Consider the following 12,404-nt stretch of genomic DNA (forward strand, 5'->3'; position numbering starts at 1 on the left):
GGTAAACATCCCCAAAAAGAATGAAACCTGACACAAATCTCAAAGAGCTGTGCCTTGACTGGTCAGTTTCACAATCTTCGCTTCATGCAGCCGCCATCGATCTTGATAGATTTTTATATGTGTCATGCGGGGTGCAGTGTCTCCGTAAAATCAATGTGGCGACTTACGACTCGGGAGGAAGCCGGCTGCTGTATATTCACGAACATACATTGTGTATTACCGCATCATTTCGGAAAAACATAGTGGGCTTTACTCGGTGTGACTCAGGCGAATTAGAGTCATTAATTGAAGTGCCAAAGCCTCAAATGCTTGCCCACTCCCGCCTTCCTGATCGAATATTGTGCGCCACGGAATCAGATGGGGTGTTCGAGATCGGCATCGACGGAAACATTATTTCGACACTTCCCGGCAAGCAATGTTTTGGGGACTCTGTTTTGGGAATGATGGCCCTGGCTGGATGGGGTGATGGAGGGCAGCTTACATTAAAGAACAGCAGTCATGAAATGAGTTTTCCAATGGCTGAGTTTGCTGTGCTTGATGTACTTTTTGGCGAGGAGCAATGCTTGGTCTTATATGCCAACAACCGTATCACCAGGTATTCGTGGAACGGAGCTGTTGAGCATCAAACCATACCTGCGGAGTATGGCAGAATTCAATGGGTGAGACATTCGCCCAGGGGTGGAAACTATTTAATCCATGGAGCAGCACACCCTGGCGGCTTCCGCATTTGGGAACTTACATGGAATACAGGAAAAACCCGTTTGGTGAATGAACTCGATGAAAACTGGGGCAAGTTGCATGCCTCGCCACGATTAGATTGGGGAGTATCGACATCTGGCCGTGTTTATTGTCTCTCTACAGGAAAAAGCATGGGGGCATTTTCCCTGGTCGAAGCATGAAGAATGACACCGAAAGATGCTGGACATGCATCTCGATCAGTGAAGGAAGGCAGCCCTATCAAGAGGTGACGTGCGCAACCTTTCGTCAGCTCAGAGGCCGCGTGCGGAGCTGCCGCAGCGTGTAGAAGGGTTCGTCTGACTCTGCCATGCGACGGCTGCCGCGTTTTCGCCTGGGCCCGAAGTGCTCCCGCTGCTCCATGAAGAGACCTTCCACAAACTCCTTGCTCCCCAGCGCGATGCCATCGCTGAAGTAGCGCACGCGCAAATGCACCAGCTCCGCAGGGCTGAGCTTGCCGCCTTTGGCCAGAACAGCACGTGCGGACTCGGCGCTCACGCCGCGGCGCAGCACGTTTTCGTTTTGCGCGTCCTTCACTTCGCGACCCTCCGCATGCAGCAGGCAGCGATACGCCTCCGCAGCGCCCGCACTTTTCCAGCCGTCCACCGGTTTGCTCAGCGCCTTGCAGAGTCCACGCTGCGCCCTGCGGCTGCCGCCGAGGGCTTCGGCGTAGCCGCACCAGCGGTAGTCCTTGGGATCTTTGACGAGGCCGGCGCGCACGGGATTGAGATCGATGTAGGCGGCCATGGTGCGCAGCGTTTCGCCTTTGCCTTCGACGATGACACTCTTGAAGCGGTCCATCCACAGCGTGCCACGACGTCCGCGCCGCTTGTTGAACCAGCGGCTGAAGCGCTCTTTGACCTCTTTGACGAAGAGGGAGAGATCGCAGAAGCGCTTCTTCAATGCGTCCACCCGCTGCTCCGCCAGCACCGCCATGCCGCGTGCGCGCAGATCCTTCAATTCATCGCGCAGCAGGCCCAGGTAGGCACGGCTGTAGAGTGTGCGCAGATGCTCAAAGAGCTTTGCTTCGCCGTCAGGCCCCTCAAACCGCTGCAGCCACGTCTGCCGGTGCGGCACCTCCGCCAGCAGGTGGAAATGATTGCCCATGATGCAGTAGGTCGCCACCTTGACCCCGGAGAACTCCGCCATCCGCCAGATCACGCGGCGCAGCGCTTCTTTTTCCACGTCATCAAAGAGCACCTCTCCACCGCAAGTCCGCGACATGACATGGTAGCAATACGACTCCAGCGGCCCCTTCCCCAGGATGCGAAACCGGCCGCCGGACCAGGAACGCGCGCCAGGATAGAGGCCCGTTTTCGCATTCACGCCAACGAGCTGCTCTTCGAGCGGGAGCACCTGGGAATCAGCAAACTGAGTCGATTTCATGCCGCCGACACTGAGTCATTTTCGGCAAGAATCAATCACTAAATGCCTGGCATTATTTTGTAGACGCTGCGCGCTCGAATGGGGCGGTTTGCGGGCATGCGGCAGGGGGCGCAGGGGGCTCTGCGGGAATGTATCTGCGTGTATCTGGGGACCTGCTACCCGATCTGTGACATGGCTTCGGCGACCCAGCCGGAGTCGGGGAGGGCGAAGGGGCGGAAGGTTTCGAGGCGGGATTCGTGCTCGCTGTAGAAGAGGGCGCGGTGGAGGCCGAGGGTGCTGGCTTTGGGGGAGTCGATGAGGCTGGCGGAGTCGTTGACGCTCATCTGGAAGAGGACACGCATGCCGAGCTCGCTGACGGCTTTGCGGCTGAGCGAGCGGTTGACGTTGTTGAGGGTGTCGAGGCTGGTGATGAGGTGGATGCCGAGGGGCGGGCCTTCGGAGATGATCTCGTTGAGCTGGTTGCCGGGCTTGGGGGTGTCGTCGCCGCCGAAGGAGAAATCTTCTTCGTAGCGCAGCTTGCGGAATTTTTGCAGGCCGTGGATGAAGAGGTAGATGGGGGGATCCCCTGCACTGCCTTCATCGCTGCGGCGTTTCATTTCGGCGTGGATCTCGGCGATGAATTCGGGGGCTTCGTGGCCCTGCGAAATCTGCGCACGTCCCTGGGCGATGCTTTCGAGGAACAGGCAGTCGGGGGTGTCGGCGAGGGCGCCGTGAATGAGGTAAAACCTGGGCGGAGTGGCGCGTGGATGCTGCGCGGCGAGGGCGAGGATGCCGAGGCCGATGATGGCGGCGACGGCTTCGTCGTTCTGACCGACGAGGAGCAGATGGCGGCCGCTCTGCCGTGGGAACATGGCTTCCGTGGGGCCTTTGATGGCGTTGGGCATGCCGAGCCAGCACTTGGGATCTGCCGGGGCTTTGACGGGCGGATTTTCCAAGGCGGTGATGAGCAGGGCGTTGTCGCGCACGTCGGCGGGCATGTTGCCTTCGAAGACGATGGGGCGCTTGTGGCTGAAGCCGCGTTCCTTGGAAAGCTGGGCGACTTTGACGAGGTTGGCATCCCGCTCTTCGTCGGTGAGCCAGACGACCTGGAAGGGACTGTTCCCCTCCACGGCACCGGCGGCGTCATTGTAGATGCCTTCACCGGGACGCGAGAGGAGGCGCGGCGCGGTGTTGGTGTCGTCCATGATGAGGGCGGCGTCGGCCTCGTTGCACTGAAGGGCGATGCGGATGACCATCTGGCCGAGGGTGGTGCGGGCGAGGGTGTAGGCACCGCCGAGGGTCTGGGAGCCGAGGAAGACGTGGATGCCGAAGGCACGGCCCTGGCGCACGATGCGGTCCAGCAGCAACGCGGCGCCCTGGGCGACGGCGTCGTCTTCGGTGAAGTATTCCTGGAACTCATCGATGATGAGCATGGCACGCGGCATGGGCTCGGTGCCACCGACGCGCTTGTAGCCGGCGAGATCCTGCGCGCCGGCTTTGCGGAAGAGCTCACCGCGACGGCGGAGTTCTTCGTCGATGCGCTGGAGAACGCTCAGCGCAAATTCGCGATCGCTCTCAATGGCGATGACTTTGGCGTGCGGCAGTTTGTTGTCCGCGTAGCACTTGAACTCGACGCCTTTCTTGAAGTCGATGAGGTAGAATTCAACCTCATCCGGGCTGCAGGAGAGCGCGAGATTGGTGATGATGATGTGCAGCAGGGTCGATTTGCCGGAGCCGGTTTTACCTGCGAGCAGGGCGTGCTGCTTGGTGCCTTTGCCGATGGCGAGGTACTGCAGCTTCGTGGCGCCGGTGCGGCCGATGGCGATGCGCAGTTCGTTGGTGGTGCTTTCCGACCACAGCTCCTTGGGCGTGACGACGCTGAAGGGCACCTGCACGCGGTTGGAGTCGATGCTGGCCTGGCCGATCTGATGGGCGAGATCCGCCGCGACGGCATCCGGCGGCGGTGCATCGAGCTCCAGGGTGCGGATGCCCTGGAAGCTGACGACGCCTTTTTCGCGCACGATGCGCAGGCAGTTTTTGCGCAGGTCCTCGGCGCTGAGTCCTTCCGGAAGCGGCTGGCGTTTGTCCCAATGAATGAGCACAAAGACACCGCAGCGCGCGCCGCTCATGACGATGCTTTTCAGACGCGCCATGGACGATTCATTGAAGCCGGCGGGAAGTCCGGCGATGACGAGGAAGTGATATTTCTCCGCCACGCTGCCGGCCTGCTCGTTGTACTCGGTGATGGTCGCGTACTCATTGCGCAGGTACATCTGGATGACCTTTTCCACGTGCTCGTTGAGCTCGATGAGGCGCTCTTCGATCTGCTCACGCTGCGTCCAGATGCGGCGGTTGATGAGGGCGGGCTCGTAGTCGGCCAGGTGCATGAGGCCGGCGAAGTTCTGCCCGAGGCCGACGGCGTCGATGATGGTGAAGTGGACTTTTCCGGGAGGCGCCTGGGTGAAGAGACGGAAGATGACGTCGTTCATCACATCGGCCACCCACTTGCCGCCATCGTCATCGGTTTCGATGAGCAGGGAGCCCTCCTGCGGGAAGGCGAGCGCGAGAGGCAGGGCGACGCGCTCATGGCCGCGCAGATCAAAGGGCGTCTCCTTGGCAAGCAAAGCCGCCGTGGTGCTGAGGTCCAGCTTCAGCGTGCCAAAACGCACGGCGTTTGGAAATAGATCCTGCGGCTGGTAGGTGGTGGTCCAGGCCTGCGGTTGCGTGGCGGGATCCTGCCCGATCTCCTCCACGGAGGTGAGCAGCGGGGGGATTTTCTGATTCCACTCGGCCTGCATCTTGAACCAGCGCTGCTGGGCCGCAGCCTGCATGGCATGCATCGTGGCCTCGTGCTGGTCATTGAGCTGCTGGCGCTGCGACATGAGGGGGCCGCTGACCTGCGCGATGGCGGCGGCTTTTTGCACCTCGAAGCGTTGCAGATTGCGGGCGAGGAGGCGCTCATTGCGGGCGAGGCAGGCGGGGATCTGCGTGGCAAGCCTGCGCAGCATGGCCAGGCGGTATTTTTCGGCCACTTCCTCCGTGCGGTTCCAGTCGGCGGTGACGAGTGCATCCGTATGATCATAGTCCGCCTGAAGCTGCGCGGCGGCGGCATCTTTGGCGGCATGCAGTTCCTGCAGGCAGGTTTCGTAGTCCAGCACTGCGGCGCTGAGTTCCTGAAGATCCACGCGGGGCTTGGAGAACATCTTGAACATGCCGGAGCTTTTGCCGGCGGCGAGCTGCTCTTCGAGGCCCTGGGCATGCGCTTCAATGTCGGCGATGCGGGCGGGGATGTCCGCCAGCGTTAGGCGGGTGTTCGGTGCGGGGGCGGTCTTGCGGCCGAGGCGTTCGCCGGTGGCCTTCAGCACGGCCAGCAGGCGATCTTTGGCGGTGGTGAGGCGCTCCAGCAGGGCGTCGGTGTTGTGATCGAGCTGCTGCAGGCCGCGTTTGCGGATGGCGTCTGCATGCACGCGGCGCATCTGCTGGCGTCCGAGCCAGCGCTCTCGCTCCTTCTGCACCATGGCCTTGAGGTCACGCTTGATGCGGTCCTCGTAGCGTTTGAAGGAAGTCGTGCGCAGCGCGTGGCGGGCGTGGATGGTCTTGACGTACTCATCCCACTGGGCAGCGACTTCGCTGACGGTGGTGCCGTGCTGCGCATCAAACGTCTCCAGCTGCTGGAGGTGGTTTTGTTCGGCGGTGTAGCGCTTGGAGCGGATTTCGCGGGCGACCTGCTCGCTGCGCGCGGCAAAATCGGCGATGGTGTCACGCAGCGAGATGTGCAGGGAGGCTATGCGCGAGGAGCGGAGATCAAGGGAGCTGTTCACAGTCTTTGCGGATCTTTCGGAGCAGGTTTTCGAGTTCGTTGATCATGGCGCCGGTCTTGGTCATGAGGCCGGGCAGCTGCTCAAGGTAGGTTTTTTCAAACTCCAGCGCCTTGGCGTCACGCCAGTGCACCTTGGTGGCATGCCAATGCTCGGAGAGTTCGCGGGCGTTTTGGATGAGGTTCATGGGAGCAAACGGTCAGGAGTCCGAACTCGCCGCAGGGGCGGGAGTTTCGTTGTAGGCCTGAAGAATTTTCTGAATTTCGACGAGGTAGGCCACGGCCTTGGCGAGATCGCTTTCGAGGTAGTCGCGCAAGGAGTCCGTTTTGCGGGCGAGCGGATCAATGGTGCGGTCGAAATCACGGCCCCATGCCTTGGTGCGTTCCAGCTTGGCCTGGGCCTCCTCCAGCGCGGCGCGGGCTTTCCGCACGGCCATCTGCTGGACGGTGGGATTGTCAATGAACTCGGACATGCGTGCGCTCATGAGCTCCTGCTGCGCCTGATCGAGCTTCTTCTGCCGCATGCGGATCTGCTGCTGCCAGTAGTTTGGCTGCTCGGTCTGCACCCAGCCGCGCGTCTTTTTCACCGCATCCTGGATGGAGTCGAGCGCCTGACGGGTCTTGTTGATGAAGACGATGAGGGCAACGCGAAAGGACTCGATGGAGTCGAGATTCGAGATACGTGCCTGGTCAGCCATGGGTACTAGATGCTGGATGCTGAATGCTGAATGCTCGATCAGCGCTGGCTGAGGTATTCCTCGATGCGCTGGGCCTTGCGGAGGAGGAAGGGGGTGTGCTGTTCAGACATCTCCATGAAGCGCTTGATGGCCTTCATGGTGGTGGTGAGCTCGGCGGCGAACTTCTCATGCTCGGCGTCCTGCCAGGTCTCACCCAGGGCGGTGAAGCGGCTCTGCAGGGAGGCGGAGCGCTGCTGCATCTCCGTATTGAAGCGCTTCAACTCCTGCGCGAAACGCCGGACTTCCTCGGGATTCATGATTGCCTGGGCCATGCGGTCATGATGAAGTGCGAATGAAGATTGACGAATGGTTTTGCGACAATTTTGGGGGCCCATGTGCTGAAAGCACCAGCACTCGCGGCATCTTTTGCCTGCCTGCGGAATAATCTCGGCAGCGCCGAAGCCGAAATGATAAAACTCTGCAATTCAACCTGGAAGCCGCAAGGGTGCCGCACGCCATGCCGTTCAAAACGGCAACCAAGGTGATGAAGATATTGAACTATAACACGGCACAGGCGTTTGCTCAGCCGTCCGTGCAGGGGTGGCTGGTGGTTTTTGTATGCGGGTTTCTGGCCGTGTGCCTCATCGGACTGCTGCCATGCATCGCGGTGTGGCTGATTGTCAAAGTTTTGCGCAGGCTGCCCGAGCCCCCCCTGCCCGACTGGGATGTGACGGTGCTGTCCACCGCCAGCATCGTCCTTCAGGTCGCGTCGGTGTTCGGAGCTTTGCTGGCGACGGTGATGGTGCTGGATCTGATGAGACGCAGACGGCAGACGGTCCGCGTTCCGGGGCATCATCCCATCATCGGAGATTATGAGCATTCGGTGTTTTACAAGACCTGGCATGCAGAGCCGGTGCTGCCGACGGGAAAGCCGGTGAGATTGAGCGCCTCTGGCAGCGGCCCCTCGGAGACGCAGGCGGCGCTGTGGCAGCAGTTCACCACGAGGTATGAGGAACTGCTCGCCTCTGCCACGCGCTCATTGCTGGCCGAGGGGCATCCGCTGGCAGGGTGTGAGTCGCTCACGCTGGCTCCGAACGCCATCACATTGACGCAGGACGGGCAGATGCATCTGAGCTTTGAGTTTGCCACGGTGCCAGAGAACTTCTGGGAATCGGAGGCTGATCAACCCTACCCGACGGCCATCTTCACCCCGGCGCTGGAACTGATGCGCACGGAGTGGCTGAAGCCGTATGGATGAGGGCGCATCCCCTGCTGGCAAAGGGTGGCTGCCGCCGCCCGCTCACCCCGGTCCTCTATAGCGGTTCGCAAAACTCCTTTCCGTTTAGCAGGCTGTTTCTTGATCGATAATCATGGGCTCCGACGGCGGCTGGCTGAGGACACAGGCTGTGTGAAAACACTCTTTTTAGAAAGGCCTGCCCGGAATGCCGGTTAAATTCTGGCATTCTGCCAGGCGATTTTGCCCTCAGCGCTGTGCTGCTTTCCTGAGCGCTTGTAATGCGCTTATCAAGAGGGATTGGTGCAGTGCATTTGAGGCCCGTTGACTCCCCGTCATGCCGCCTTGGGCAGCGCTCTGAGCAGTTCGCTCATCGGTTTGAGATTGAGCACGCGCCTGAGGTTGTAGGCCAGTGCGCTGAGGCTGAACTCAGCTTTCACCCGCTCCAGTCCGCGGGTCAAAAAGTCGCCGTGCCCCCATTGCTTGAGCGTGCCAAACACATGCTCGACAACCTCGCGCCTGCGGGCGCTGATCGACGATTTTCCGGCCATGCGTGCCGCTGCCCGCTCCAGCACGGCTTCATTGCGCAGACGGTGGATCTTCCTGTAGCTGCCGCCGGTGCACCGGGCCTTAAGGGCAGGTGCGGCAGGCCGCTGCGTGGCATAGTGCAGGACGGTCTTGCCGTGGCTGCGGCATTTGCCCCACCGAGACGCTTGTCTCCGGGGCATTGATACTCGTCTGCCACCGCGTCGTAGGTGAAGCGCTCCTTGCCAAACACTCTCCTGCCATCCCTGCTGCTGCGTCCGCTGGTGCTGCCCTGCGCAGGCACATAGGTGATGATGTCTGCGGCTTCACAGGCTTCGAGCTCGTTGGCCGAGTGGTAGCCTTTGTCAGCGACCACCTCCAGGCTCGGCACCTTGAGTTCAGTCTTCGCGGCCTGGGCGACAGCACCGAGCTGGCCTCGATCACGAGGCCGACTGCACCACCTCTTCGGCGACGATGAGGTCATGCTTGCATCCACGGCGACCTGCACGTTGTAGCCGATGAAGAACCCGCCGCGCTGCGTATCGCACATCTTGCGTGCATCGGCGTCGATGAAGCAGACTTCGGTCCGGGCGCTCTTCTGCATCTCTGCAAGCAGCGCGGCGATGCTCCTGGCGGCTGGCGCGCAGTCCGGCGATCTTTTCGGCCATGGTCTCGAGCTTCCTGCCGTAGGCGGGTGGCGAAGAGGAAGGCGGCGGTGGCCCTGCTCTGCATCCTGCGTGTCGAGCTCGCGCAGGTAGTCATCAATGCGCTGGTCGATGTGTTTGATCACCTCGCGCAGCTGCTCGGCGTTGAAGTGGCGGCGCCTGCCGTTGCTGGCCTTGAACTGCTGCCGTCGATGGCCGAGCTCCGCGCCAAAGAGCTCGGCTTGCGCACAGCAGGTTGAACTCGCGCAGCACGCCTTTGAACGCCTTGCGGTTGTCACGGCGGAAGTCGGCGATGGTCTTGAAGTCCGGGCGCAGGGTGCGCAGCATCCAGATGACTTCGAGGTTGCGCGCAGCCTCCGCCTCCAGGCGGCGGCTGGAGCGGATGCGGTTGAGGTAGCCGTAGAGGTAGAGCTTGAGCAGGTCGGCCGGGTGATAGGGCGGACGTCCGGTGCCCTTGGCTGTGCAGCGCTCAAAGCCCAGGGCCTTGAAGTCGAGCGACTCGGCATACGCATCAATGAAGCGCACGGCGGCTTCCGCTGCGACGTAATCATCCAGGCATGGCGGCAGCATCTGCACTTCGCTGCGATCAGTTCCTCGAAGGTGGCTCATGCTCATCTTGTTGCTCATGAACATGCCACCGGTCAAACCGGTGAAATAGTTTTCACACAGCCTGGACAGCCAGCCCTACCAGCACCGGGCATGCGAGCACCCAGCGCGAGGTAGGGAGGCTTGTCCTCAAGCCGCCGCCGAGCGTCTCCACGCTCGCTTTCCGGAAATCAGTTTTGGAAAACGCTATACCACAAAGTGACATCGTCACAGCGGTTCTCCATCTCCAGGCCGTGCTTGAAAACCGCTGCGTAGACGGGTCTGCGCCAGCACTTCTGGCGGAGCGCGGGCCTCCGAGCCCGCAGCACTCCGCGAAGCATGGGAGGCACCCCATTTACTTTCAGTGTCTGCACAGGGGTTGCGGTGCTTTTTCCGCTAAGAGCTCCTGGCGTGAACGATCCCATGCTGGCGTGCCTGCCACCTGCTGCGGGCTCGAACCGAGTGAAGCGAGATAGCCAGCCGCAGGCTGCCCGGAGGGCGAGCAAAGCGAGGCAACGCCCGCGCTCCTTGGGGGCGTTTTCAAACACCGCTTAGAGCCCGGCGGCCAGTCGGGCATCCTGCACGAGGCGGATGAAGCGCCCGCGCTCCCCGCTGCTGTCCGCGCCTTTGGACTGGCTGGCCAGCTGGATGACCAGCTCGTGATTCAGTCCGCCGAGCTGCTCTGCGCCCCGCAGCAGCAGGCCAAAGCCCACCACGGAGGTTTCAAACACGAAATCTTCACGCGCATTCTGCAGGGAGTAGCCACGGTCCATGACGAGCAGCTTGCTGCTGTCAAAGGGGCCCACGGCCTGGGAGGTGAAGTGCGCATTGGGCAGCGTCACGGTGGCCACCTGACGGCTGCTGTCGCGGGGGATCTCGCCGCTGCCATTGGGCTGAAACTCATACCACAGCACATGCGTGCCCGCAGTGCGCAGCTCCGTGGCGGCGAGATGGCGCTCACACAGCATGCGGAACTGCTTCACATTCGCCTTATCGAAGGTCACCTGCAGGGGGAAGCTGGCGTCCGCAGCCAGCACCGCCGCCTGATCTGCGGGCAGCTGGATCACGAGGCGCAGCAGCCGGTTCGCCGGATTCCACGGGCAGGAGGCCACTTCAGCCTTCCAGGAGTGGATGAACAGACTGGACGCACGCTCCGGCTTGGGCTCGGGTTTGCTCGGCGTGAGCTGCGGGGAGGCAAAAGCCTGCCCCCTGGCCTTGGGCGGCAGCGGTTTGATCTGCCCGGGATGCAGGCTGAACTGATCGACCGCCTGCTTCGTCGTGCTGACAAACGTGCCGTGTCCGGCGGGGAGCGTGAACCCCAGATTGGGGGTCACCGCAGGAGCTGAGGGCTGCTCCTTCACCGGCGTGACCTTGGCCACCACCACTGGCTTCACCGCAGGTGCGGGCTTGACCTCGGCCACGTGCGTTTTCGCCACCGGGGCGGGCACGGCGGGTGCTGTTGACTTGGGTTCGGCCTTGGCCGCCAGCATCGGTGCGGGTGCGGCTTTTTCTGGCTGGGCCTGGGGCTTCAGCTCCTTCTCAGCAGGCGCATCGCCCTTGGGCGTGGCGGCCATCTGCGCGGCAGATTTGACTTCCGGGCCATATTTCCAGCCTGCCAGGAAGGCTGCGCCGCTCAGCGTGACGACGGCCGCCACCTTGAGCACCGCGCCCATCACCGGCCAGAAGACCTGGCGCGAACGTTTCACCGGCGGGCGTGGCAGCATCGGCTGGATGCGCCGTGGCATGTTGGCCGGATGCAGCACGGCGTGGCGCTGCTCATGCGTCAGACGTGAGAGCGAAATGGGGGCGCCCTGGCGCAGGGCATCGGTCACGGCCTCGATCTGCTCCAGCTCATGCGCGGCAGAGGGGGTGGTGGCCAGCACTTCGTGGAGCTCGCGCGCCTCCTCGGCGCTGAGTTCTCCGAGGGCGTAGGCGGTGAAGTGGGGATTGTCCTGGGGATTCATGAATGGGTGGGGGTGTATTCCTCGCTGAGGTCCGTGCTCATCAGTTCGCGGAGTTTCTTGATGGCGTGATGCATGATGAAGCCGACGTTGCCGACGCTGAGTCCGGTGATGCCGGCGATTTCCTGGTAGGAGCAGTCATGCTGAAATTTGAGCCGCACGACCTCGCGCTGGTTGGGCCGCAGGCGGTCCACACAGGTCCAGATGTGCGCATAGAGCTCTTGCATGCCCGCGCTCTGGGAAGGGTCGGGCTCGTGATCCGTCGCGGCCTCGATGACCTCGTCATTGCCAAGGTCCAGCCGCTGCTCCTTGCGCAGGATGTCAAAGGCACGGTTCCGGCAGACGGTGAAGAGCCAGGACTTGAGACTGTCACGCACGCGGGCCGGCTCGGAGAGGTAGAGACGGAGCATGGCGTCCTGCACGACATCACGCGCACGCTCGATGTCACCACCGAGGATGCTGGCTGTGTAGGCGATGAGGGTGCTTTCATGCTGGTCCAACGCCCGCCTGACCAGCACCGCAGCTTCATCCTGGAGGTGTGGGTCGGGCATGCGAGAGTTCGGGGTGGGAACGAGCAGACACAGGAGTAAATTAGGCCAGAGGGGAATTTACGCCATTTTTCGCCTTGGAAACCGCAATCTTTGCCCACCCCCGGGCGTTCAGACAGGCACCGTGAGCCAGTCCAACTCCTCCAGCAGCACGTTTTTCCTCATCCTCCTGGCCCTGGGCGGCGGCGTCTGGCTCATCAAGGAGACCCTGGATCCCGCCCCCAGGCCCGCCCCCGCCGCGCTGGAGGAAGAAGCCACCTCCCTGCCCAGCCGCGCCCTGGATGCCTCCCAG

Annotated in this window: 11 protein-coding genes; 2 read left to right on the forward strand and 9 right to left on the reverse strand. The window is 62.0% G+C overall.

The window, feature by feature from the left end; translation table 11 throughout:
* Positions 1 to 20: 20 nt before the first annotated feature.
* Positions 21 to 899: a hypothetical protein gene (locus ACILSL_RS22275; protein WP_395734270.1), complete on the forward strand. Its 879-nt coding sequence runs from the start codon at positions 21 to 23 to the stop codon at positions 897 to 899.
* A gap of 85 nt (positions 900 to 984) precedes the next feature.
* Here the strand turns inward: ACILSL_RS22275 and ACILSL_RS22280 are convergent, their stop codons facing one another.
* From ACILSL_RS22280 to ACILSL_RS22300, 5 genes are all read right to left on the reverse strand, one after another.
* Positions 985 to 2,121: a transposase gene (locus ACILSL_RS22280; RefSeq protein ID WP_395734271.1), complete on the reverse strand. Its 1,137-nt coding sequence runs from the start codon at positions 2,119 to 2,121 to the stop codon at positions 985 to 987.
* Positions 2,122 to 2,276: 155 nt separating this feature from the next.
* Positions 2,277 to 5,921, reverse strand: a complete 3,645-nt coding sequence (locus tag ACILSL_RS22285) for an FtsK/SpoIIIE domain-containing protein (protein ID WP_395734272.1) — start codon at positions 5,919 to 5,921, stop codon at positions 2,277 to 2,279.
* Complete coding sequence (locus tag ACILSL_RS22290) at positions 5,905 to 6,105, reverse strand: hypothetical protein (protein ID WP_395734273.1); 201 nt, start codon at positions 6,103 to 6,105, stop codon at positions 5,905 to 5,907. Before ACILSL_RS22290 ends, ACILSL_RS22285 begins: the two co-directional genes overlap by 17 nt.
* A gap of 12 nt (positions 6,106 to 6,117) precedes the next feature.
* The gene (locus ACILSL_RS22295) at positions 6,118 to 6,615 is read right to left on the reverse strand and encodes a hypothetical protein (RefSeq protein WP_395734274.1); all 498 of its coding nucleotides are present in this window, start codon (positions 6,613 to 6,615) and stop codon (positions 6,118 to 6,120) included.
* Between the two features lie 38 nt (positions 6,616 to 6,653).
* Positions 6,654 to 6,926 (reverse strand): WXG100 family type VII secretion target, encoded by a 273-nt coding sequence (locus tag ACILSL_RS22300; RefSeq protein WP_395734275.1) that lies wholly within the window; start codon positions 6,924 to 6,926, stop codon positions 6,654 to 6,656.
* A 185-nt stretch (positions 6,927 to 7,111) separates the two neighbouring features.
* On the opposite strand from ACILSL_RS22300, the gene ACILSL_RS22305 reads away from it, so the two are divergent.
* Positions 7,112 to 7,852 (forward strand): hypothetical protein, encoded by a 741-nt coding sequence (locus tag ACILSL_RS22305; protein ID WP_395734276.1) that lies wholly within the window; start codon positions 7,112 to 7,114, stop codon positions 7,850 to 7,852.
* A 311-nt stretch (positions 7,853 to 8,163) separates the two neighbouring features.
* Here ACILSL_RS22305 and ACILSL_RS22310 read toward each other — a convergent pair whose 3' ends face one another.
* The 4 genes from ACILSL_RS22310 to ACILSL_RS22325 all read right to left on the reverse strand — a co-directional run bounded on the left by ACILSL_RS22310 (position 8,164) and on the right by ACILSL_RS22325 (position 12,115).
* Positions 8,164 to 8,556, reverse strand: coding sequence for a transposase (locus ACILSL_RS22310; protein ID WP_395734277.1), 393 nt, complete (start codon positions 8,554 to 8,556; stop codon positions 8,164 to 8,166).
* A 558-nt stretch (positions 8,557 to 9,114) separates the two neighbouring features.
* Positions 9,115 to 9,627, reverse strand: coding sequence for a transposase (locus ACILSL_RS22315; RefSeq protein ID WP_395734278.1), 513 nt, complete (start codon positions 9,625 to 9,627; stop codon positions 9,115 to 9,117).
* 527 nt (positions 9,628 to 10,154) lie between these two features.
* On the reverse strand, positions 10,155 to 11,567 hold the full coding sequence (locus tag ACILSL_RS22320; RefSeq protein WP_395734279.1) for a YfbK domain-containing protein: 1,413 nt from the start codon (positions 11,565 to 11,567) through the stop codon (positions 10,155 to 10,157).
* On the reverse strand, positions 11,564 to 12,115 hold the full coding sequence (locus ACILSL_RS22325) for an RNA polymerase sigma factor (RefSeq protein WP_395734280.1): 552 nt from the start codon (positions 12,113 to 12,115) through the stop codon (positions 11,564 to 11,566). The genes ACILSL_RS22320 and ACILSL_RS22325 overlap by 4 nt, the downstream gene beginning before the upstream one ends.
* Positions 12,116 to 12,404 lie beyond the last annotated feature (289 nt).

The organism is Prosthecobacter sp. (genome assembly GCF_044222345.1).
GTDB lineage: Bacteria > Verrucomicrobiota > Verrucomicrobiia > Verrucomicrobiales > Verrucomicrobiaceae > Prosthecobacter.